This is a genomic window from Brevundimonas sp. (genome assembly GCF_041648115.1).
Lineage (GTDB): Bacteria > Pseudomonadota > Alphaproteobacteria > Caulobacterales > Caulobacteraceae > Brevundimonas.
In genome coordinates this window covers 134,781-156,243 of the sequence record NZ_JBAZPR010000007.1, presented here as the reverse complement: position 1 = coordinate 156,243, position 21,463 = coordinate 134,781, and the positions used below count along the sequence as shown (strand labels likewise).

Annotated in this window: 22 protein-coding genes; 8 read left to right on the top strand and 14 right to left on the bottom strand. The window is 67.5% G+C overall.

The window, feature by feature from the left end:
• Positions 1-87 precede the first annotated feature (87 nt).
• The gene (locus WC597_RS08330; RefSeq protein ID WP_372692894.1) at positions 88-633 is read left to right on the top strand and encodes a DUF2061 domain-containing protein; all 546 of its coding nucleotides are present in this window, start codon (positions 88-90) and stop codon (positions 631-633) included.
• Positions 634-677: 44 nt separating this feature from the next.
• Here WC597_RS08330 and WC597_RS08325 read toward each other — a convergent pair whose 3' ends face one another.
• Positions 678-3,008, bottom strand: a complete 2,331-nt coding sequence (locus WC597_RS08325) for a TonB-dependent receptor family protein (RefSeq protein WP_372692893.1) — start codon at positions 3,006-3,008, stop codon at positions 678-680.
• Positions 3,009-3,195: 187 nt separating this feature from the next.
• A complete protein-coding gene (locus WC597_RS08320) occupies positions 3,196-3,921 on the bottom strand; it encodes an RlmE family RNA methyltransferase (protein ID WP_372692892.1) in 726 nt (241 codons plus the stop codon).
• Positions 3,922-3,994: 73 nt separating this feature from the next.
• On the opposite strand from WC597_RS08320, the gene WC597_RS08315 reads away from it, so the two are divergent.
• From WC597_RS08315 to WC597_RS08305, 3 genes are all read left to right on the top strand, one after another.
• Complete coding sequence (locus WC597_RS08315) at positions 3,995-4,456, top strand: peptidylprolyl isomerase (RefSeq protein WP_372692891.1); 462 nt, start codon at positions 3,995-3,997, stop codon at positions 4,454-4,456.
• A gap of 72 nt (positions 4,457-4,528) precedes the next feature.
• On the top strand, positions 4,529-5,629 hold the full coding sequence (locus WC597_RS08310) for a glycosyltransferase family 4 protein (RefSeq protein WP_372692890.1): 1,101 nt from the start codon (positions 4,529-4,531) through the stop codon (positions 5,627-5,629).
• Complete coding sequence (locus WC597_RS08305; RefSeq protein WP_372692889.1) at positions 5,622-6,683, top strand: glycosyltransferase family 4 protein; 1,062 nt, start codon at positions 5,622-5,624, stop codon at positions 6,681-6,683. The genes WC597_RS08310 and WC597_RS08305 overlap by 8 nt, the downstream gene beginning before the upstream one ends.
• Here WC597_RS08305 and WC597_RS08300 read toward each other — a convergent pair.
• From WC597_RS08300 to WC597_RS08265, 8 genes are all read right to left on the bottom strand, one after another.
• Positions 6,623-7,849: a glycosyltransferase family 4 protein gene (locus WC597_RS08300; RefSeq protein WP_372692888.1), complete on the bottom strand. Its 1,227-nt coding sequence runs from the start codon at positions 7,847-7,849 to the stop codon at positions 6,623-6,625. The two genes, WC597_RS08305 and WC597_RS08300, sit on opposite strands and share 61 nt — an antisense overlap.
• The gene (locus tag WC597_RS08295) at positions 7,825-8,028 is read right to left on the bottom strand and encodes a hypothetical protein (RefSeq protein ID WP_372692887.1); all 204 of its coding nucleotides are present in this window, start codon (positions 8,026-8,028) and stop codon (positions 7,825-7,827) included. Before WC597_RS08295 ends, WC597_RS08300 begins: the two co-directional genes overlap by 25 nt.
• Positions 8,007-9,011 carry a hypothetical protein gene (locus tag WC597_RS08290; protein ID WP_372692886.1) on the bottom strand — a complete coding sequence of 335 codons (1,005 nt, stop codon included), beginning with the start codon at positions 9,009-9,011 and terminating at the stop codon, positions 8,007-8,009. Before WC597_RS08290 ends, WC597_RS08295 begins: the two co-directional genes overlap by 22 nt.
• A gap of 35 nt (positions 9,012-9,046) precedes the next feature.
• Positions 9,047-9,961 carry a glycosyltransferase family 2 protein gene (locus WC597_RS08285; RefSeq protein ID WP_372692885.1) on the bottom strand — a complete coding sequence of 305 codons (915 nt, stop codon included), beginning with the start codon at positions 9,959-9,961 and terminating at the stop codon, positions 9,047-9,049.
• Positions 9,958-11,106 (bottom strand): UDP-galactopyranose mutase, encoded by a 1,149-nt coding sequence (gene glf / locus WC597_RS08280; RefSeq protein WP_372692884.1) that lies wholly within the window; start codon positions 11,104-11,106, stop codon positions 9,958-9,960. Before glf ends, WC597_RS08285 begins: the two co-directional genes overlap by 4 nt.
• Positions 11,090-12,343, bottom strand: a complete 1,254-nt coding sequence (locus tag WC597_RS08275) for an oligosaccharide flippase family protein (protein ID WP_372692883.1) — start codon at positions 12,341-12,343, stop codon at positions 11,090-11,092. Before WC597_RS08275 ends, glf begins: the two co-directional genes overlap by 17 nt.
• 101 nt (positions 12,344-12,444) lie before the next feature.
• Positions 12,445-12,858 (bottom strand): DUF2177 family protein, encoded by a 414-nt coding sequence (locus WC597_RS08270; RefSeq protein ID WP_372692882.1) that lies wholly within the window; start codon positions 12,856-12,858, stop codon positions 12,445-12,447.
• Between the two features lie 21 nt (positions 12,859-12,879).
• The gene (locus tag WC597_RS08265; RefSeq protein WP_372692881.1) at positions 12,880-13,908 is read right to left on the bottom strand and encodes a cyclopropane-fatty-acyl-phospholipid synthase family protein; all 1,029 of its coding nucleotides are present in this window, start codon (positions 13,906-13,908) and stop codon (positions 12,880-12,882) included.
• Between the two features lie 335 nt (positions 13,909-14,243).
• On the opposite strand from WC597_RS08265, the gene WC597_RS08260 reads away from it, so the two are divergent.
• On the top strand, positions 14,244-14,987 hold the full coding sequence (locus WC597_RS08260; RefSeq protein ID WP_372692880.1) for a CoA transferase subunit A: 744 nt from the start codon (positions 14,244-14,246) through the stop codon (positions 14,985-14,987).
• The gene (locus WC597_RS08255) at positions 14,987-15,643 is read left to right on the top strand and encodes a 3-oxoacid CoA-transferase subunit B (RefSeq protein WP_372692879.1); all 657 of its coding nucleotides are present in this window, start codon (positions 14,987-14,989) and stop codon (positions 15,641-15,643) included. Before WC597_RS08260 ends, WC597_RS08255 begins: the two co-directional genes overlap by 1 nt.
• A gap of 22 nt (positions 15,644-15,665) precedes the next feature.
• On the opposite strand, the gene WC597_RS08250 is transcribed toward WC597_RS08255, so the two are convergent.
• Positions 15,666-16,445, bottom strand: coding sequence for a hypothetical protein (locus tag WC597_RS08250; RefSeq protein WP_372692878.1), 780 nt, complete (start codon positions 16,443-16,445; stop codon positions 15,666-15,668).
• 76 nt (positions 16,446-16,521) lie between these two features.
• Between WC597_RS08250 and trmFO the strand changes: the two genes are divergently transcribed.
• Entirely contained in the window at positions 16,522-17,919 is a 1,398-nt protein-coding gene (gene trmFO, locus WC597_RS08245) for a methylenetetrahydrofolate--tRNA-(uracil(54)-C(5))-methyltransferase (FADH(2)-oxidizing) TrmFO (protein ID WP_372692877.1), read from the top strand.
• Positions 17,920-17,935: 16 nt separating this feature from the next.
• Here the strand turns inward: trmFO and WC597_RS08240 are convergent, their stop codons facing one another.
• Positions 17,936-19,141: an MFS transporter gene (locus WC597_RS08240; protein WP_372692876.1), complete on the bottom strand. Its 1,206-nt coding sequence runs from the start codon at positions 19,139-19,141 to the stop codon at positions 17,936-17,938.
• A 66-nt stretch (positions 19,142-19,207) separates the two neighbouring features.
• On the opposite strand from WC597_RS08240, the gene WC597_RS08235 reads away from it, so the two are divergent.
• The gene (locus tag WC597_RS08235) at positions 19,208-19,699 is read left to right on the top strand and encodes a MarR family winged helix-turn-helix transcriptional regulator (RefSeq protein ID WP_372692875.1); all 492 of its coding nucleotides are present in this window, start codon (positions 19,208-19,210) and stop codon (positions 19,697-19,699) included.
• A 1-nt stretch (position 19,700) separates the two neighbouring features.
• Here the strand turns inward: WC597_RS08235 and WC597_RS08230 are convergent, their stop codons facing one another.
• Together WC597_RS08230 and WC597_RS08225 are read right to left on the bottom strand one after the other, a co-directional pair.
• A complete protein-coding gene (locus WC597_RS08230; RefSeq protein ID WP_372692874.1) occupies positions 19,701-20,336 on the bottom strand; it encodes a squalene/phytoene synthase family protein in 636 nt (211 codons plus the stop codon).
• A complete protein-coding gene (locus WC597_RS08225) occupies positions 20,333-21,349 on the bottom strand; it encodes a polyprenyl synthetase family protein (RefSeq protein ID WP_372692873.1) in 1,017 nt (338 codons plus the stop codon). The genes WC597_RS08230 and WC597_RS08225 overlap by 4 nt, the downstream gene beginning before the upstream one ends.
• Positions 21,350-21,463 lie beyond the last annotated feature (114 nt).

Here is a 21,463-nt window from a genome sequence, read left to right as displayed (position 1 = left end):
GGGGTCAACGGCAAGGGTCTTGCGGCTTATGGACCCAATAGATTTTATTGCTTTGCAACCCGCAGGGCCGACCACCATTCTTTTCGCATGGTCGGCGTCATCCTCAGCACCGCACGCAAACTGGCTCTGAAGATCGCCAGCTACGGTGTCATGCACCTGGTCGTGGCCATCCTGGTGGCCTTCGCCATCACGCGCGATTGGCGCATCGCCCTGGCCGTCGGCATGGTCGAGCCGATCTTCCAGACCATCGCCTATACGGTCCACGACCGCGTCTGGCACCGGGTCGAGCGGCGCCGCATGGCCTCCAACATCGAAGAAGCGACCGAGGCCTTCACCGCCCGTCTCGACATCATGTCGCCGCAGGAACAGCGCCGCTCCCACGACGCCCATCATGGCCACACCCACGCCCTGCCCGGATCCTTCAATCAAGTCGCGCTGAAGACGGCGACCTACGGCGTCATGCATTTCACCGTCGCCGTCACGGTGGCCTTCGCCCTGACCAACGACATTCGCACCGCCCTCGCCATCGGCACGATCGAGCCTGTGGTCCAGACGCTCTTCTTCACCCTGCACGACCGCATCTGGTCTCGAATCGACCAACGCCGTGCCCGTCAGCAGAGCGCTGCGGTCTGACGAGAGTTAGGGACGCACCCGAAGGCGCGTCCCATGCCCGTGATTTAAAAGCGACGGCGGATGCTCGCGAACACCTGACGCGGCGCGCCCGGCAGGAAGGTCTGACGACCTGCCCCGTTCTGGAACCCGCCCGACCCAACCGTCGAAATATAGTCCTCGTTCGTCAGGTTCACGACATTGATCTGGATCTGCGTCCCGTCCAGCCAGCCGCCCATCCCGTCGAAGCGATAGCCTGCAGTCAGTTCGACCGTGGTGTAGGCGTCGGCCTTTTCGTCGTTCAGATAGGACGAGAAACGCTCGCCGGTGTAGGCGGCGGCCAGGGTTCCGAACACAGCGCCGTTGTCGTAGGACAGCTCGGCCCGGAACAGGTTTTCCGGCGTGGCGACGGTCCGCTTTCCGGCCGTCGAGGCGACCAAAACGCCGGCGCCGTCGCGCACGTCATCCTGATAGGTCGAGTCGTTATAGCTGTACGAGCCGAAGGCTGACCAGTCGGAGGCGAAGTTCCATAGTGCGGCGGCTTCGAAACCACGGCTCTTCACGGCGCCGACGTTCTGGATGCCGTTGCCCAGACCCAGGATCGGAGCACCCAGGGCGACGGTCAGCAGGCGGTCTTCGAACTGGACGTCATAGGCTGCCACCGAGCCTTGCAAACCGCCGTTGAAGCGGAAACGCCAGCCGGCTTCGATGGTGCGCGAGCTTTCCGGCTTCAGGGTGTTCTTGATCGCCGCGAAGCCCGCCGCCGAGGCCGAGAAAGGTCCGCCTGTGTTCGAGGATTCGAAGGCGCGCATGTTCTCCGCATAGGAGGCGAACAGCTGGTGGTCGGCGTTCAGATCGTAGCTCACGCCGACCTGCGGCAGGAAGTTGTCTTCAGCCTTGATCGAGCCGGTCTTGTTTTCCCCGACGACGGTGGCGGCCTCATTCTCGACCTTCAGCGATTTAAAGCCCGCATTGATTGTCAGGGCCTCGGTGACCGACCAGCTGTCCTGCACATAGAGGTTCGTGGTCTTGGTGTTGAACTCGTACTGCCACTGCGTGGAAAACGGATTGGATTGGAACTCCAGAGAGTCCCGTCCTCCGTTGCCGGACCGGCTCAGGCCGTAGAAGCGGCGGGCGTGGTTGAAGTCGTTGTTCTCGACCCAGAAGCCGGCCTCGATGCTGTGCGCACCCAGGTCCAACGTCACCGAACCGATCGCGCCCTTGCGGTCGATATTGTATTCGGTGGTGCGAACGGCGATCGGACCGGGGCTGGCGATGGTTGAACCGTCTTGCCCCTTGGCGCCGACGGGCGTCGCCACATAGGGCGTCCACCACAGGCCCTGACCCTTGTTCGTGTGACCATAGCCGGTCAGCGAGACCCTGAGAATGTCGGTGATCGGATAGTCCAGCGTCACGGCGCCCAGCGTGTCGTCACGCAGGCCGGCGGCGTCATAATAGGCGTCGTCGACGCAGGTGATCGGGCTGGGATAGGCGTTGGTGGTGCAGTCGCCGCCCGGATTGGCCTGATAGATATCGGCGACCCGAACCGCCAACCCATAGTCGCCCGAGATGTTGTCCCAGTCGCGACCCAGCCGGTTGATCATGCCCAGCGACATGTCCTGATAGTCGTTCTCGCGGCGTTCGGAACGGTTGATGAAGCCGCGCAGTTCGCCGGCGCCGACAGGCTGTACGAAGCTGGCGTTGATTTGCCGTTGCTTCTGCTCGCCCACGCCCTTCCATTTGTCGGCGCTCTGATCGGCGTAGGACAGCGACAGGCGCGTCCCCATCGAACCCAGCACGCCGGTGTCCAGGCGCACGAAGCCGCGCAGGGTGTTGTCGCTGCCAAAGGCGCCGGCGACGTCTACGCCGAAGTCTTGGGTCGGACGGCGGCTGTTGAACTGGACCGTGCCGCCCAGGTTGCTGCTCGACGCCGTGCCCAGCGCGCCCGATCCCTGGGCCACATCCACGCGGCCGACGTTCTCGGAGATGATGGCGCGCGAGATGTGCAGGCCGTTGTGGTTGCCATAGCTCATGTCGCCCAGCGGCACGCCGTCCAGGGTGAAGCCCAGCTGATTCTGGTTGAAGCTGCGCAGCGTGATGCGCGCCGACCATTCATACGCGCCGAAGGCGTCGGCCGATTGGAAACTGACGCCAGGCAGGCGTTCGATAGCCTTCAACGGGCTGCTTCCCGGCGCTTCAACGGCGATGGCTTCGGCGGTGACGGACGCCTGCTGGCGCGTTTGGCCTCGACCGAAGACGATGATCTCATCGATTTCTGAAACCTGCGCGCCTGTCTTGACGACGGCGACAGCGGCGTCCTGCGCTGCAGCGACGCCCGGAACCATGAAAAGGGCCAGCGTCAGAAGCGACGCGCCCGAAAGAAATTGATTGGAAGTCATGTCGGGCCCTGTGTCAGCGCACGTCGCGCCGCGTTCGGGCTAATGGCGCGCCATGACGACGTCGCTACCGTTTCACTTGGATTTCATGACAGCGACGTTTGACACGCAAACGGTCGCCGAAAGTGGCTTTATGGCTACGCTTGCGGGGTGTTCGGACAAACGCTCAAGCCTGACGACCTCGCCTCGCTCATCGCCTGTTCAGCGCCACCAGGAAGACCTCGGCGCTATTCTTGCGGCTCGATTCCGGCTTGACGTATTTCACCGTCTCGAACTCCTCGCGCAACCGCGCCAGAACCCCTCCGGCGTCGCCGCCCTGGAAGTTCTTGGACACGAAATTCCCGCCCGGCCGCAGGGTGCGGATGGCGAAGTCGGCGGCGATCTCGATTAGGGCGATGATCTTCAGGTGGTCGGTCTGGCGGTGGCCGACCGTGTTGTGCGCCATGTCCGACAGCACCAGGTCCGGCGCCCCGCCGATGGCGTCGATCAGTTGCTGGTCCACGCCCGGATGGGTGAAATCGGCCTGCAACAGGGTCGAACCGGGGATCGGCTCGATCATCAACAGGTCCACGCCCGCCACGGCCCCCGCGCCGCGATTGACCGCCACCTGGATCCAGCCGCCCGGCGCGGCGCCCAGGTCGATCACCTTGGACCCACGCTTGATCAGGTGGAATTTGTCGTCGATCTCGATCAGCTTGAAGGCCGCGCGCGAACGCCAGCCCTCGGCCCGCGCCTTCTCGGACCATTTGTCGGCGAGCTGGCGCTTGATCCACTGCTGGCTCGACATGGACTTGGTGTCGGCCGTCTTCATCTTGGTGCCCATGCCGCGCCCGGCGGCGGTCCCGCCGGTGGGCGGTTTGACCATGCGGCGGCGTTCCCCAGACTTTTGATTCGCGGGCTTTTCGTCTTCACTCATCGTTCCCACATAGCCCCGACCGGCGTTGCGGGCTATGTCCCGCCTCAAATCAACCCCCAAGAGGACGACCGAAATGGCCGAAACCCTGACCTTCACCCTGGACACCGGCGACGGCGAAGCCCGCGACGTGGTCATCAAGCTGCGCTCGGACCTGGCTCCCGGCCACGTCGAACGCATCACCGAACTGGCCTCGGAAGGCTTCTATGACGGCGTCGTCTTCCACCGCGTGATCCCGGGCTTCATGGCCCAGGGCGGCGACCCGACCGGCACCGGCACCTCGGGCTCCAAGAAACCCAACCTCAAGGCCGAATTCTCGGCCGAGCCGCACGTGCGCGGCGTCTGCTCGATGGCCCGCACCTCGGATCCCAACAGCGCCAACTCGCAGTTCTTCATCTGCCTGGACGACGCCACCTTCCTGGATCGCCAGTACACCGTCTGGGGCGAAGTCGAATCGGGCATGGACCACGTCGACGCCCTGCCCAAGGGCGAGCCGCCGCGCGCGCCCGGCAAGATCGTCAAGGCGACGGTCAACTAAGACTACAATCTTGACGTTTCTCGATGATGGCCTTCAGTTGCGAGACTGAACCATCGTCGGGGGACGCCATCCTTGCGCATACTTCTAGTCATCGAGCCGTCTGGCGGCGGCTCGGGGCGTCATGTGGTCGATCTGGCCCGCGTCCTGATCCAGAGCGGCCATCAGGTCTCCCTGATCTATTCCCCGCGACGCGCCGACGCCTGGTTTCAGATCGAGGTCGCCGCCCTTTCCCTGCACGCCCTCGAACGCCTGCCGATGCGACGCGGCGTCGGTCCGTGGGACATCGCCTGTCTTCACGCGCTCAACAGTCTGATCGCGCGTCTCGGCCCGTTCGAGATCGTGCACGGCCATAGCGCCAAGGCCGGCGCCCTGGTTCGCCTGGCCCACGCGCCCGGCGCCGCCCGCGTCTACACCCCCCACGCTCTACCGATGATGAGTCCGCCCGGCCTGTCGAAGACCGTCGCCGGCATCGCGGAGTTCCTGTTGACGCAAGCGGGCGGCGACGCCGTCATCGCGGTCTCCGAAGAGGAAGCCGCCGTCGCGCGCCGCTGGGGTCTGCCTTCCCATCGCCTCCACGTCGTGCCCAACGGCCTTGCCGCCCTGCCGTCCACCGATCGTCAGGCGGCGCGACGTGCGTTGGACCTCCCCGACGACGCCCTCGCGGTCGGTTTCGTCGGTCGGCTTTGCGCGCAGAAGGATCCCATCCGCTTCGCCCAGGCCGTGCGTCTGGCGAACGCCGCCGATCCGCGCGTCGTCGGCGTGTTGATCGGCGACGGCGATCTGGCCCAGTCCGTCAAGGCCGCCGGTGGCCGGGCCGTGCGGCTGAAGGGCGGCCGCGACGCTCGATCTTTGATGGCTGGCTTCGACCTGTTCGCCATGACCAGCCGCTACGAGGCTGGTTCCTACGCCATGATCGAGGCCGCCGCCCTGGGCTTGCCGATCGTGACCACCGATGTCGGCGGCATTGCTCACCTGATCCAGGCCGGCGCCCGCATCGACCGCCTGCCCCAGGACGCCGCGCCGGACGATCTGGCCCAGGCGATGCTCGCCGCGCTCGAAAGTCGGGTCGTCCCCTTGCCTGTTGCGAAGACCGCCCTGTGCGCGTCGCGCATGGCCGAACAGACGGTCCAGATCTACCGCGACGCCTTCGCCCTGAAGCGCCTCGGTGGCTGAGCCGATCTTCGTCAACGGCCGCTTCCTGACCCAGCCCATGAGCGGGGTGCAACGCTATGCCCGCGAGATCGTCCGCGCCCTGGACCATCGGCCCGGCGCCGCCGACCGCTACGTCCTGCTGACGCCCGTCGGCGCCGACGATCTCAAGCTTACGAACATCCCGGTCCAGACCGTGCCGGGCGGATGCGGCCATCTGTGGGAGCAGACCGCCCTTGCCTGGGCCGCGCGCCACGGCCGCCTCTTGTCGTTGGGCGGCTCAGGCCCCGTTCTGCATCCCCGTCAGGTCGTCGTCATCCACGACGCCGCCGTCTTCCGTCATCCCGATCATTTCCGTCGCGGCTACGCCGCCTTCCACCGCATCCTCGGCCGGCTGCTGGCGCAGCAGGCTCAACTGGCCACCGTGTCCGAGTTCTCTCGCCAAGAATTGGCGACCGTGCTGAGCCTGTCGCCCGCCGACATCACCGTGGCCCCGAACAGCGCCGACCACCTGAGCGCCGTCACGCCTGACCCCGCCGTCATCGACGGCCTCGACCTGACGGGCCACCCCTATTTCGTGGCCCTCGGCAATCTGACGCCGAACAAGAATCTGGCCGTCGCAGTCCGCGCCCTCGCCCGCCTTGCCGACACGACCGTTCGACTGGTCCTGATCGGCGCACGCCCGTCCAAGATCTTCGACCAGCCCGCCATCCAGACCGACCCGCGCCTGGTCTTCGCCGGGCGGCGTTCCGACGCCGAGGTCGCAGCCCTGCTTGGGGGCGCGCGCGGCCTGATATTCCCCAGCCTCTATGAAGGTTTCGGCATCCCTCCGCTGGAAGCCTTCGTCCACGGCTGCCCGGTCATCGCCTCGGACATCGTCGCGACGCGAGAGGTCTGCGCCGACAACGCTCTCTACTTCGCCCCCCACGACGACGCGACCCTGGCCGTCCACATGACCCGTCTGCTGACCGCAACAGACCCCGCCCGCCGCAACGCCGGCCTGCGCCGCGCCGTGCTCTATTCCTGGTCCCGTTCGGCTGAAATCCTCGACGATCTTCTGACCAGCACCTGGCGATAGATCGCCCTGTGGGCCTCGACGATGGAGGCCTCGGTCCACATCGGCGCGCCACCCCCGGCGAACCGCCAACGCTCCGGCGCGGCCAGCACCTCGCCCATGGCCCGCGCCAACGCGCCTTCGTCGCTCGGCTCCACCAGGGTCGCCGCCCCCGCCCCGCTGGCCGCCTCGGGTAGACCGCCGATGCGTGACGCAATCACGCCCCGCCCCTGCTGCACCGCCTCGACCACGACCCGCCCGAACGGCTCGGCCCAGACGGACGGCGCGACCAGGACATCGACGGTAGGCCAGAAATCCGCCGCCTCCGCCTGCCCCAGCCAGACGATGCGCGGATCGGCATAGGCCCGCCGCAGCCGCTCCACATAGGCGGCCTCGCCCCGCCCCGCGATCCTCAGCCGCCAGTCGCCCTCCAGCCCCGTCGCCGCACGCAACAGGACTTCGATCCCCTTCTCCGGCTCGACCCGCCCCATGAAGCCGAACGTCACGACAGGATCGTCCGCCAGCGACTGCCGAGCGGAAACCACCGCCTCCTCCGCCGCATTGCCGATCACAGACACCGCCGCGCCCCGAAAATATCCGGCGTTCCTATGCGCCTCCAGCACCGGCTGGCTCAGCCCGATCACATGATCCACCGCCTGCGCGCGCTTCGCCGCCGTCAGCACCACGCACGACCTGCACCGCCGCTCGCAGCGCCGCCCACGCCGAAACATCGACGCCCGCGCGCACATCATCGACCAGTCCCGCAACGTCTGCACCAGCGGCAGGTCTCGCCGCGCCGCCGCCCGATAGACCGACAACGAAAACCCCGTCGTCAGATGCAGATGGACCAGGTCGGGACGCACCCGCTCCACCACTCGATCGACCGCCCCGTCCATCCACGGATTGGCGGCCTCCAGCCCGTGCCACACGGCGCGCCGAACCACCGATCTGCGCGCGCCGTCATAGGGCCAATAGACGTTGTTCAACGGCAGGCGATGCACCGGAACGCCCCCGACCACCGCCTCGACAGCTTCCCGTCCCGACTGAAGCGTCAGCACCGACACATCGGTCCCCGCCCGCGTCAGCCCTTGCGCCAACTGCGCCACGCTGCGTTCTGCGCCCCCGACCTGGGCCGGGGGATAAAGAGTGTTGACGATCAGCACCCTCACGGCGCCACCGGCCGTCGCCACGCCAGCGCCCCGACCAGGCACGACAGGAAGACGAACCCCGCGCCCTGCGTCAGATCCTCGCTGAACAGCGTCGCCAGCAGATAGACCGACAGCGGCGTCAAAACGTCCAACCGCGCCGCCGACCACAGATGCAGCCCCAGCATGACCAGGGCCGCGATCACCCCCACCGTCCGCGCCATGAACAGATACCCGTTGTGGCTGACCGACAGCGCCCGAAACGCCCCCATCTCGTCCGCCGACACCCACCCCGCGCCCAGCGGCCGTTCCAGCACCAGATCGACGGTTCGCCCCACGTCGCCATCCGCCCCGCCAGGTTCTCCTCCAGCGCCGCCCGGTCGAACCGCTCTGCAAACCGGCCGGTGTCGATCTCGGACCGCCCGAGTTGCAGCACCAACACTCCCGAAATAAGCATGCAAACCGCCAGAACCGCCGACAGGGGCTTGATCCGCTGCCGCCACCGCCATCCCACGACGATGCGGGCCAGAGCCGCCAGAACGCCTGCCACAATCCCGCCCCGCGACAGGGTGCTGACGAAGCCCATGATCGCCAGGGCGCCTCCGCCCCATGTCGTCGTTCCTGCCATCCAACGCCGACCCGCCAGGATCACCCCGGCCGGAACCGCAAGGCCGATCATCGCCATGGCCGCGTTAGGATGCTCGGCGAGGGTCGTGATCCGAACCTGAGCGGACGCCGTGGTGACCACCGCCCGCGGCGACGCCAGCCCGATCCCCTGCAGCGTCTCCAACCCGACCAGCAGCGTCAGCCCATAGGTCGCCAGATGCCCCGCCGCCCCGATCAGGATCGCCGCAAACAACAGCCGACGCCGCCCCTCTTCTCTCAGGATCAGGTTCGCCACCGCCGGGGCGACCGCCGCCGACAAAATCCAGCGAAACCAGAAGGCCGCGTCCGACGCATTCAACCGCTCACCGACCCGCGACGCTTGAAGCAACAGCGTGACGATCAGAAAGAAGACCGCGACCGCCCCCGCCGCCTTCAGCACAGCCGTCATCCGCCGCCATTCCACACCGATCAACGGCAGGGCAAGCAGCAGCGCCAAATCGCCCAAACGCGGCCCGCTGACATGACCCGGCGCCAGAAAGATCGGCAGCGTGACGCCCAACCCGAGCAGGACCAGCACCGCCCGTTGATAGGCCGCGCTCACCTGCGACCATCGCAGGCCCGTGCGCCGCCTTGGCCCTAGGACGGCGTGCAATGCTCGACCTTCGGATCGAACCGCGCCCCGTCCACGACGCCGGCCATCAGCACCCCGGCCTTGCGCCACCGCCCCTGCAACGCCAGCCGGCCGGCGATCCGCAAACGCGACGCGACATAGCGCAGGGCCGACGCCTGCCCCTCATGCCGTCGCTTGGCCAGGATGACGTTGCGGGTCAGATACCGGTGCAGACGCTCGCGCCCCGGATCGGCCTCGGTCTCGATGGTCAGATGTCCCGGCGCCGCGCGCACATGCACCACCCGACTAGCGGCCACCAGATAGCCCGGCCCATCCCGCGTCAGCCGCAGCGTATATTCCGTATCGTCGCCCCAGATGAACATGGGCGCCAGCGGCAGGCCGTGCCGCGCCACCGCCGCCCGGCTGACCATAACCGACACGAAGGTCGCCTGGCGCACCGGGATCACCCCCTGCTCCAGCCGCTCACTCCAGTCGGGATAGCCCAACACATTCCAGCGCCGGTCGATCTCCGGCGTATTGGTCAGATGCCCATCCGGCGAGCGCACGCTGGAGCACATAAATGCCGGCGTCACCCCCTCGCCCTCCAGGATCGTCTCCGCGCGCAACAGCGCCTCCAGCGAATCGGGTGCGGCCAGCACATCGTCGTCCATCAGCCAGACCCGGTCCGCCCCGGCCTCAACCGCCGCCCGGATCCCCGCGTTGAACCCGCCCGCCCCGCCGGTGTTGACCGGCATCCGCACAACCAGCGCCTTGCCCGCCCAGGCGTCGGCCAGCATCTCTGCCGTGCCGTCGTCGCTGGCGTTGTCGACCACCACCACCCCGTCGCACGGACGCGTCTGGGCGATCAGATGCGCCAGACACCGCTCCAGCAGCGTGCGCCGGTTCCACGTCACCACCACCGCCCAGACCGAACGCTTCACGCCGCCATCCTGGCGATGGCCGGCGCCAGCGACTTCTCGACCAGGCTCAGCGCCCGCCCCACCGCCTGGTCCATGTTGTAATACTGGAAGTCCGCCAGCCGCCCGGCGAACCAGACCTTGCCCGCCAGCGTCGCCGCCATCTCGCGATACTGCGCCGCCAGCCCGCGCGACGCCTCGGTCAGGACTGGATAATAGGGCGCGTTCACCCCCGCCTGATGCGCGACCGGATACTCGGTCACCGTCGCCGTCGTCGCCCCGCGTTCGCCGGTCAGATGGCGAAAGTCGGTGATCCGCGTGAAATCGAACTCGTTCGGATAGTTGACGGTCCCGACCGGCAAGCCGTCCTCAACATCGACGACCTGATGCTCGAACCGCACGCTGCGATAGGGCAAGTCCCCCGCCGACCGCCCGAAATAGTCGTCCAGCGCCCCGCAATAGACCATCCGGTCCCACGTCTGCGCCCCGACCTGATCCATGCCGGTATTCAGCGACACATGGATGTTGGGGTGATCCAGCAGCCGGTCGAACAAGGCCCCATACCCGTCGCGCGGCATGGCCTGATAACGATCGACGAAATATCGGTCGTCCCGACTGATCGCGACCGGCACGCGCGCCAGGACCGACGCGTCCAGGGCGTCGGCGGCCACGCCCCACTGTTTGGCGGTGTAGTTCGCGAACAGCTTGTCGAACACATAGTCCGCCAGGAACCTCAGATCCGCGTCGTCCGCCGCCTGTCTCAGATCATGAATGCTGGGTCGCGCGCCGAACCCGAACCTCTGGACCAAGGTGTCGGACAGCCGGTCCGCCATCCGTTCGGGGAACAACAGCCGTATCGAATCCAGGTTGAACGGCACGGGAACCATCCGCCCGTCCACATGACCCCGGACCCGATGGAAATAGGGCCGCCACGCCGTGAACTGGCTCAGATAGTCGAAGATGCGCCCGCTGTTGGTATGGAACACATGCGGCCCATAGGGATGGATCAGCCGCCCGCATTCGTCGCGGCGGTCATGCGCATTGCCGCCGACATGATCGCGCCGGTCGATCACTAGCACGGTCTGATCCAGCCCGCGCGCCAAACGCTCGGCGACCACAGCCCCGGTGAATCCCGCCCCGACGATCAGCCAGTCATACCGCCGGGACATCACGCCTCCCGCCGCTCTGGAACAGCGACGCCCAGTGCGGCTTCAGGCAGATCAGACAGGCGACCACCACCGCCGCCTCGCCGACGATCCGCGCCCAGGCCATGCCCGCGGCGCCAGAGGTCGGCGCCAGCAAAACCGCCGGTCCCAGCGTCGCGACGCACCCCACCCCGACGATCAGGGCGAACCGCCGGTCCATGCGTAGCGGCGTCATCAGCTGAAGCCCCAGCACCTGGCTGATCGCCACCAGCGGCAAGACCCAGGCCAGCAGCTTCAACACCTCCACCGCCGGCGCGAACCCCTCCCCGAACAGCAGCCGCACCAAGACCGGAGCCCCCAGCGTCAGACCCGCCGCCAGCACGACGAACGCCGCCACCGACAGCCCCAACACCCAACGCGCCGTTCGAAAGGCCGCCCCCATGTCCTCGACCAGCAGCCCCGCGATCCGGGGCGCGATCAGTCCGCCCAGCGGCCGCATCAATGACCCCGACGCCGCTACCAGCCGGTCCGCCACGCCATACAGCGCCGCCTGCATAGGCCCGGCGAGCGCCGCGACCATCAGAACCCCGGCCCCGGTATAGGCGACGACTGCCGCCCGGCTGGCGAACAGAGGCGCCCCCTCGACCAGCGCCCGCCGCACGAACCCGCGCCCGGGGGCCGTCACCTCATGACGTCGAAACAGCAGCACGGCGCCTGCTGCCAGCCCAGCCCAAACGCCCACCGCCTGAACCGCCATCACCCCGCCGACCGTCAGGCTGGGCCACGCCAGCACTACGACCGTCGCCGCCAGGGCGAACCCGACCTCCAGCATCGCCGCCGGCGCCGGGTCGCGAATCCCTTGAAAGAACCACAACAGGCTGGCGCCCTGGCCCACACCCAGCAGGATCGCCATCGCCACGACGACGCCCGCGCCGTCCAGAACAGGATTGATCATCGCCAAACTGACGCCGACGACGACAGCCTGCGCCGCCAGCACGCCGCGCATCGCCAACGCCTGTCCAACGATGGCGCCCCGCCCCTCGACCGTCCCGGCGATGTCGCGCGGACCCGAGATCGAAAGCCCGTAATCGACCACCACCGCCACGATCAGCGCCAGCGCGATCCCCGCCGCATAGACCCCGAACCCATCCAGCCCCAGCCGCCGTGTCAGAACGGGATAGAGCAACAGGGGCGAAACATACCGAGCGACATGCGCGCCATACAGCCAGCCGGCGTCGGCCACGCCGCGCGCAGACAGCAATCGGTGACCGCCTTCTCCCAACTGCCGCCCCCGCGATCAACTCAGGGATGAGCTTTAGACACGCATAACCATGTTCGCAAGCACGGTGTCAGACGGGGTCTTCAGCCGAAACGGCCTTCGGCCCAGCGCGCGGCGAAATAGCCGCCCGTCGCCGACACCATCGTCAAGGTCGTGCCCCAGATCAGGTCGATGATCGTCAGCCTGGTCTGCCACACCGCCAGCGTCGCCTGATTGGTCAGGTCGTAGGTGGCATAGGCCACGAACCCCAGGACCGCCCCATTGATCGCCGCCCGCGTCCAGTTCCCTTCTTTCAGGGCAGGTGCGATGGCCAGGAACACCGTCCCCGCGATGGAGATCAGGTAAAAGGCCACCGCCGCCTTCATGTCCGGCTTGTCCAGCATGATCGGCCCCAGCACCGGCTTGTAGAGCCGGTCGGTCATGGTTGTCAGCCAGACGAAGTCGATGGCTGCGAACGTCAGGCCCGCCCCGAGGTATGCCGCGACATATTTGATCATGCTCGTATCCTCATTTGGGTTTCAGGCGGCCGGTTTCAGGCGATAGTGGCTGACCGCCCAGGTGCGGCCTTCGTCGTTGCCGAACAGACCGGCCGTCGCCAGGTAGAACCGCCGCCAGCGACGGGTCCACAGCTTGGCGTCGTCGCCATATGTCTCACGCATCAACACCGCGACCCGCGCCGCGTTCCGATCCATGTTGGCCAGCCAGTCGTTCGCCGTCTTGGCGTAGTGCCCGCCGTTCCAGGTCCATTCCTGCTCGACCGCGAACAGGTCTGGGAACTGACGGATCAAACCATGGCTGGGCATCACCCCGCCGGTGAAGAAATGCTGGGCGATGAAGTCGCCGCTGTCGGTATGGTCGAACCGATAGGGGGCGTCGCGGTGGGTGAAGACGTGGATGAACATCCGCCCGTCGTCCTTCAGCCAGCCCCGCGCCTTGGTCAGCAGGGCGCGCCAGTTCGCCATATGCTCGAACATCTCCACCGAAACGATGCGGTCGAAACGTTGCTCGGTCTCGAAGGCGTTCATGTCGCGCGTGATGACGGTCAGGTTGGTCAGGCCCCGCTGCTCCGCCTGGGCCTCGATATGGCCGCGCTGCCCATGGCTGTTCGACACCGCCGTGATCTTCGCATTGGGATAGTTCTCGGCCATCCACAGCGACAGCGAGCCCCAGCCGCAGCCCATCTCCAGGATCGTCTGCCCGTCCATCAGTTCGGCATGGGCGCAGGTCTCGGCCAGCGCCGCCTCCTCGGCCTGATCCAGCGTTTCGCCCCCGGTGGGATAAAGGCAGCACGAGTATTTCAGCCGCTTGCCCAGGCACAGCTGAAAGAACTCGGGCGGCAGTTCGTAATGCTGTTCGTTCGCCGCATCGGTGTGTTCGGCGATGGCGCGCTGGGCCATCTCATGCGCGAACGCCGCCTCGTCATGCGGACCGTCGCGATCCAGCCGCTTCCTCGCCTCCGTCACCAGGCTGTCGATCGCCGGCCGCGTCACGAAATCCGGAAACGGCGCGTCCTGAAGCTGGCGAATGGCGACATTGGTCAGGTTCATAAAGACGTCCTTGGCGATCAGGCGCAGCGTGCAGATGTCATGGAATACGCCGCCCCGCCCTCGGCGGATGCATCCGCTCTTGAACGACGCGCCGACGATGCCGACATCAGGTCCGAGCCTGCATGATTTCAGACGAAGTGCACACTTTGCACTCTGTTTTTACGAAGCCAGGTCGCCATCGTTTCGGACCAATTAGACGAATTAGACTCTGTTTTTCGTGTCGACTGTCTGAAATCGCCGCGTCGGATCGACGCCGCGTCTTGCCCCTCGCCTTCCCCCGCGTTAGGCGTGGTCCAAAGCGCCGATATTCATCAGGCAATGAAAAAGGGAGAGCGATGGGAAAGATCTACGCTGACGTCACGTCCGCGCTGGAGGGCCTGACCTTCGACGGCATGACGGTCATGTCCGGCGGCTTCGGCCTGTGCGGCATCCCCGAGAACCTGATCGCCGCCCTGCGCGACAGCGGCGTCAGGGGCCTGACGGTCATCTCCAACAATGCCGGCGTCGATGGCTTCGGCCTGGGCCAGCTGCTCGGCACCCGCCAGATCGCCAAGATGATCTCGTCCTACGTCGGTGAGAACAAGGAGTTCGAGCGCCAGTACCTGGCCGGCGAGCTGGAGCTGGAGTTCAATCCGCAGGGCACCCTGGCCGAGCGCATCCGCGCCGGCGGCGCCGGCATCCCCGCCTTCTTCACCGCCACCGGCGTCGGCACCCTGGTCGCCGAGGGCAAGGAGGTCCGCAACTTCGACGGCCGCGACTACGTCATGGAGACCGGCCTGGTCGCCGACCTGTCCATCGTCAAGGCGTGGAAGGCCGACGAGCGCGGCAACCTGGTGTTCCGCAAGACCGCCCGCAACTTCAACCCGATGATGGCCACTGCCGGCAAGGTCACGGTCGTCGAGGTGGAAGAGATCGTCCCGGTCGGCTCGCTTGATCCCGACCACATCCACACGCCGGGCGTCTACGTCGACCGCCTGGTCCAGACCGTGTCCGAGAAGCGCATCGAACAGCGCACCGTGCGTCCCCGCGCGACGGCGGGCTCAAGTAGCGAAGCGGTAGCCCGCAAGGAGCAAGCATAATGCCCCGCACCCGCGAACAACTCGCCGAACGCGCCGCCCAGGAGCTGCAGGACGGCTTCTATGTGAACCTCGGCATCGGCATCCCGACCCTGGTCGCCAACTACATCCCGTCCGGCATGACCGTGACCCTGCAGTCCGAGAACGGCATGCTGGGCATGGGCCCCTTCCCCTATGAAGGCGACGAGGACCCCGACCTGATCAACGCCGGCAAGCAGACGATCACCGAGATCCAGGAGTCGTCCTATTTCAGCAGCGCCGACAGCTTCGCCATGATCCGCGGCGGCCACATCAACCTGTCGATCCTGGGCGCGATGGAGGTGGCCCAGAACGGCGACATCGCCAACTGGATGATCCCCGGCAAGCTGGTGAAGGGCATGGGCGGCGCGATGGACCTGGTCGCGGGCGTCAAGCGCGTGGTCGTGGTCATGGAACACGCCAACAAGCACGGCCAGTCCAAGGTGCTGAAATCCTGCACCCTTCCCCTGACCGGCACGGGCGTCGTCAGCCGCATCATCACCGACCTGGCGACCTTCGACGTCAAGCCGGATGGTGCAGGTCTTGAGCTGGTCGAACTGGCCGACGGCGTCACTTTGGACGAGGTCGCCGCCAAGACCGAGGCCGCCTACACCGTCGCGGCGGGCTTGCAGGCCGCCTGACACACCTGCCGCCGCCTCGGGACTACCGGGGCGGCGCAGGCTCCAGCCGGCGATAGGCCGCGCCGACGAAGGCCATCGTCAGCGGCGCCTGCAGGCCCGTCAGCACGACGGCGAATACGATCCAGCCCGTCGTTCCGGACAGCAGTCCCGCGCCCCACAGCAGCGCCAGAGCGATCTTGGGCGCCGCCGTCACGATCAGACCGACCAGCAAGGGCCAGAAGGCCCCGCGCGCGATGCTCATGCTTTGCAGCGACACCATATGCCCGCGCCCGATCGTCGCCGGCGCGAACAGGGACAGCCGCACGGTGAAGGCGACGACGGCGAACAGGGCGAAGGCCGTCACCAGCCCCAGCAGGGCCAGCTTCCAGACCGGACCGACCGCGCTCCACTGGCGCATCTCGATGGCTTGGGCATTCAGCTCGGCCATGCCGAACAGGGCCAGCAGAACCAGGGCGACGACCGACAGGATCATGGCCAGGAAGACCGCGCACAGCAGGCCCGCGCCCAGCAGCCGAAGCTCCGGCCGCCCCAGTTGAAACCCTGCCCGACCAAGGCCCAGCCGCCGAGCCTGCGGCAAGTCCTCCGTGATGGCGATCCGGCCGAGCGCGCCGACCAGCACCAGCGTCGCGACGAGGCCGAACGGCGCCCAGATCAGACCGCCCACACCGACCGCCAGCGGCTGGATGCTCCAGACCACGGCCGCCAGTAGGATCGCGCCCCAGGCCCCGCGCCACAGCCGAGGCAGAGCCGAAACCGTCGCCGACAGCGTCTCGCCCAGTCGCAGAACCCGATGCCCGTTCAAATCTCGCCCCCGATTACCGGCGGCGGATATAGCAGGGGACCATGACACCACGCCACCCGCCCGCTAGAAGGCCGCGATGAGCGCTTCCTCCACCTCCCCCTCCCCCATCCACGTCATCGGCGGCGGCCTGGCCGGCTCCGAGGCTGCCTGGCAGATCGCCCAGGCCGGCGTGCCCGTCATCCTGCACGAGATGCGCGGCGTTCCGGGCGTAAAGACCGACGCCCACCACACCGATGGTCTGGCCGAGCTGGTCTGCTCCAACTCCTTCCGCTCGGACGACTGGCAGTTCAATGCGGTCGGCCTGCTGCACGCCGAGATGCGCGCGCTGGATTCGATCATCATGGCCTGCGGCGACATCAATCAGGTGCCGGCCGGAGGCGCCCTGGCCGTGGATCGCGACGCCTTCTCCCAGGCCGTGACCGCAAAGCTGTCGGCCCATCCCCTGATCACTATCGTGCGCGAAGAGATCGCCGGCCTGCCGCCGGAAGACTGGCACAATGTCATCGTCGCCACCGGCCCCCTGACCTCGCCCGCCTTGGCCGACGCCATCCTGAAAGCGACCGGCGAGGAGAGCCTCAGCTTCTTCGACGCCATCGCCCCCATCGTCCACGCCGACTCGATCGACTTCGACATCGCCTGGCGTCAGTCGCGCTATGACAAGGAAGGTCCGGGCGGCGACGCCGCCGCCTACGTCAACTGCCCGATGGACAAGGCCCAGTACGAGGCCTTCATCGACGCCCTGCTGGGCGGGCCGAAAGCCGAGTTCAAGGAGTGGGAGAACGTCCCCTATTTCGACGGCTGCCTGCCCATCGAGGTCATGGCCGAACGTGGTCGCGAGACCTTGCGTCACGGCCCGATGAAGCCTGTCGGCCTGACCAACCCGCGCGATCCCCTGGTCAAGGCCTACGCCATCGTGCAACTGCGCCAGGACAACGCCCTGGGCACCCTGTTCAACATGGTCGGCTTCCAGACCAAGCTGAAGCACGGCGCGCAGGCCGAGACCTTCCGCATGATCCCCGGCTTGCAGAACGCCCAGTTCGCGCGCCTCGGCGGCCTGCACCGCAACACTTATCTGAACAGCCCGCACCTGCTGGACAGGCAACTGCGCCTCAAGGCCATGCCGCGCCTGCGTTTCGCCGGTCAGGTCACAGGCGTCGAAGGCTATGTCGAAAGCGCCGCCATGGGCCTGTTGACCGGCCGCCTCGCCGCCGCCCAGGCGCTCGGTCGCGACCTGTCGCCCCCGCCGCCGGAGACCGCCATGGGCGCCCTGGTCGAGCACATCACCGGCGGGCACCTGGCAGGTTCGAAGTTCCAGCCGATGAACATCAACTATGGCCTGCTGCCGCCACTGGAAGCGCCCAAGGTGGACGAGGCCGGCGTCAAGATTCCGCTCAAGGAACGCGGCCGGGCCAAGAAGCGCCTGATGAGCATCCGGGCGATGGAAAGCCTGAAGGCCTGGCGCGACGCGGGCTGACCCCAGGCCGGGTCGCTCAGCGCAGCTTTGGCAAGCCCGGCCGGAACCCCAGCGTCATCACGCCCAGCAGCACCACGCCGACGCCCATCAGCACCCAGGCCTGGGTCAGATCGGCCATGTGGTCCCGCAACAGGCCGGCGCCCAGCGGCGACAGGCTGGCGATGATGTAGCCGCCGCCCTGGACGAAGGCGAGCAGGTCGCCGGAGCGCGCGGGATCGTCGATCTGATCCATCGCCAGGATCAGGCTCAGCGGGAAGACGGCGCCGATCCCCAGCCCAAGCACCAGCACCACCGGAACCGCCAGGCTGACCGGCGCGACCACCAGTCCGGCCAAACCGATCAGGGCCAACACCAGCGCCGTCAGGATCGGCCCGCGTCGATCCGGGAAACGCCCTATGGTCAGCGACACCAGAAGGCCCGCCGCGACCTCGGCGCCGGTCATGCCGCTGAGCAGATAGCCCGCCGTCGCCCTCGGCTGACCCAGATCGATATAGAAGGGCGGCAGCCAGGCCAGCACCAGCGTATAGGCCGATGTGCCCAGCCCCATGATCAGGATCAGCCGCCACGCCCGCCCCTGACGCCAGAAGGGAAGCTCCGGGTCCGTCGCCTCGACCACGGCGGCGCGGTTCGGCTCCTCGGCCGCCGGATCGCGTGAAGCCGCCAGCCAGATCAGCCCCGCGACGAAGGCCGGCACGCTCCAAAGCGCCAGCGTCCCGGCCCAGCCGACCGCATCGGCCAGGCCCGCCGCCGTCGCCGCCGCGATGGCCGCACCGCCCATGATGCCGGTGGTATAGAGCGCCATGACCGTGCCGAACTGAGCCGTGAAAGCCCGCTTGATGACGACCGGCGCCAAGGCCTGGATCAAGGCCACCCCGACGCCGACGACCGCCGCGCTGGCGATCAGCCCCGCCGTATCGCTCAGTACCGCCCGCACCAGGCAGGCCCCGCCGATCAACAGCGCGCCCAGCAAGACCCCGCGCCGCTCGCCCAACCGACGACGCAACGGCCGGATCGAAAGGGCGCCGAGACCGATCATCAGCACGGGCAAGGTGGTCAGCAGGCTGGCGGCGGTCGAGCCCATGCCTGTCGCACTTTCGATCAGGTCCAGCAGCGGCCCGACCGCCGCCATCGCTGGGCGCAGGTTCAGCGCCAAGGCGACGATGGCCGCCAGCAACAGCAGCGACGCGCCACGCATGGGCGCGGCGTCAGGTCGTGCGGTCATGATGAGGACTCCAACTGAAAATCGCGCTAGTCTCTCGACCTCAAGTATCTCGATGTCAAGATAACCATGCCCGACAGAGCCTCTCGCGCCGCCGCCCAATGGGCCGTGCAATGCCCCGATCTGGACATGCTGCCGATGGAGGTGCTTGGCCGATTGAACGAAGCGTCGCAGTTGGTGATCCGCGAGCGCCAGACGCCGCTGTTCGCGCGCTATGGCTTGCAGCATGGCGAGTTCGATGTGCTGGCGACGCTGCGTCGCTCCGACGAGCGCGAGGGCCTGACGCCGACGGCGCTGTTCGAGGCGGCCATGATGTCGTCCGGTGGCATGACCGCCCGCATCGACCGGCTGGAAAAGGCGGACTTGGTCGAGCGTCGCCCGCATCCGAGCGACCGCCGGGCGACGCTGGTCCGCCTGACGGACAAGGGGTTCGAGCTGATCGATTCGATCATGCCCAGCCATCAGGACACGGCGCGAGAGGCGCTGGCCGGCCTGTCGCCTGATGAACAGAAGACGCTGAACACCCTGCTGGCGCGCCTGATCGCGAGCCTGAACGGCTAGGTCAGATCCGGCCGCGCAGCACGGCCCACAGCAGGCGCAGCCGCTTCAGCGGCTCGGGCCGATCGGGATCGGTCAGGGCGGCGTGGGCCACGGCCGGGAAGCCGACGGGCGGCAGGCGTTTCAGCGCGGCATTGGCTGCGGATCGCAAGGCCGACGCCTCTTGGGACCGGCCGGTCTGTGTCAGCCCCCAGACACGGCCCGCATCCGCGACGGCCGCATCATGGCCTTCGCCCGCCAGGATACGCACCGCGACCTGCATCGGACCGACATAGAAGGCGTCAAGGTCGTGCGGTTCTTCACGGACACGGCCGATATGGGCCTCGATCAGGGCGTCGAAGGGCGCGCGGTTCAGGCCGTGGCGGGCGACGAGGTCGGTCAGGGCTTCAAGCACCGGATGGCCCTTGCGCGGCACACCCGCGAAGACGCCGTCCATCTGTTCCGCCCACCAGGTGTAGCGCATCTCGGCCAGCAGGGGCTGGGTGACACGCGTCGGGATGGTCATCAGCTCGGCTTCAAAGGCGTAGAGCGCGATCAGGTCGGCGCGAGCGCGGTCGTCCGTGACCAGGCGGCTGGACAGCCAGCGGTCGAGGTCGGCGGTGCGGACCTGTTGGTCGAGCGTATCCGCAGACTCGGTCAAGCGGCGCGCGACACCGCGAAATCGGCGAGGTCTTCCAGCGCGATGCGCCAGTCGCTGAGCGGCAGAACCGACAGGGCCGCCTTGGCCTGATCGGCATAGTCGCCGGCCAGGTCCAGAGTCGCGCCGATGGCGCCCGAGCCGATGATTAGTTCGCGGGCGCGGGTGAAGTCCTCGGGCGTGCGCTCGCCCTTGGTCACGGTGCGCTCCCAGAAGGCCTCTTCGCGGCCCTTGGTGCGGGCGACGGCGAGCAGCAGCGGCAGGGTCGCCTTGCCCTCGTTGAAGTCGTCGCCGGCGTTCTTGCCCAGGGCCTCGGCCGTGGCGCCGTAATCCAGCGCGTCGTCGGCCAGCTGGAAGGCGATACCCAGCGCCATGCCATAGTCGCGCAAAGCCTTGATCGCGACCGGATCTGCGCCGACGCCCACGGCGCCCGCCTCGGCGGCGGCGGCGAACAGTTCGGCGGTCTTGGCCGAAATGATCTGCAGATAGGTGGCCTGGTCCAGGTTCAGGTCGTGGGCGCGGGTCAGTTGCAGCACCTCGCCCTCGGAGATCACGCGCGAGGCCTCGGCCAGAATGCCCAGGGCGCGCATCGAATCGGTCTCGACCATCAGTTCGAAGGCGCGGGCGAACAGGAAGTCGCCGACGAGAACGCTGGTGGGGGCGCCCCAGATCAGGTGGGCCGCGACCTTGCCACGACGCAGCTCGGACGCATCCACGATGTCGTCATGCAACAGGGTGGCGGTGTGAATGAACTCGACCGCGGCGGCCAGCTTCAGCGGGGCGTCGATGTCGCCCTGGGCGCCCACAGCGCGGGCGGCGGCGACGGTCATCAGCGGGCGCAGACGCTTGCCGCCCGCCGACACCAGATGCTCCGCCAGCCTGGGGATGATTGGCACGTCCGACTGCATCCGGTCCAGGATCAGGGCGTCCACGGCGGCCATGTCGACCTCAGCCAGCCGGACAAGGGCGTTGACGTCCCCCTTCGGGCGGGGAGCGGCGGCGATGGCGACGTCCAAGCGGATACTCTTTCACTGGCGCGGCGGACCGCGTCGAAGGATTTTGCAGACGGGCCGTCTTGCCCCCGCGAGTTGCGGCGCACAATGATGTTCGCCCCCTTGAGGGTCAAGGAG

Bases quoted from the DNA above. Each gene is read 5' to 3' on its own strand.
- WC597_RS08295 (WP_372692887.1), bottom strand. From the start codon at position 8,028: ATGGCGCGGACGGTGGGGGTGATCGCGGCCCTGGTCATGCTGGGGCTG.
- WC597_RS08260 (WP_372692880.1), top strand. From the start codon at position 14,244: ATGGGAAAGATCTACGCTGACGTCACGTCCGCGCTGGAGGGCCTGACC.
- WC597_RS08330 (WP_372692894.1), top strand. From the start codon at position 88: ATGGTCGGCGTCATCCTCAGCACCGCACGCAAACTGGCTCTGAAGATC.
- WC597_RS08270 (WP_372692882.1), bottom strand. From the start codon at position 12,858: ATGATCAAATATGTCGCGGCATACCTCGGGGCGGGCCTGACGTTCGCA.
- WC597_RS08265 (WP_372692881.1), bottom strand. From the start codon at position 13,908: ATGAACCTGACCAATGTCGCCATTCGCCAGCTTCAGGACGCGCCGTTT.
- trmFO (WP_372692877.1), top strand. From the start codon at position 16,522: ATGAGCGCTTCCTCCACCTCCCCCTCCCCCATCCACGTCATCGGCGGC.
- WC597_RS08325 (WP_372692893.1), bottom strand. From the start codon at position 3,008: ATGACTTCCAATCAATTTCTTTCGGGCGCGTCGCTTCTGACGCTGGCC.
- WC597_RS08240 (WP_372692876.1), bottom strand. From the start codon at position 19,141: ATGACCGCACGACCTGACGCCGCGCCCATGCGTGGCGCGTCGCTGCTG.
- WC597_RS08255 (WP_372692879.1), top strand. From the start codon at position 14,987: ATGCCCCGCACCCGCGAACAACTCGCCGAACGCGCCGCCCAGGAGCTG.
- WC597_RS08235 (WP_372692875.1), top strand. From the start codon at position 19,208: ATGCCCGACAGAGCCTCTCGCGCCGCCGCCCAATGGGCCGTGCAATGC.
- glf (WP_372692884.1), bottom strand. From the start codon at position 11,106: ATGTCCCGGCGGTATGACTGGCTGATCGTCGGGGCGGGATTCACCGGG.
- WC597_RS08315 (WP_372692891.1), top strand. From the start codon at position 3,995: ATGGCCGAAACCCTGACCTTCACCCTGGACACCGGCGACGGCGAAGCC.
- WC597_RS08320 (WP_372692892.1), bottom strand. From the start codon at position 3,921: ATGAGTGAAGACGAAAAGCCCGCGAATCAAAAGTCTGGGGAACGCCGC.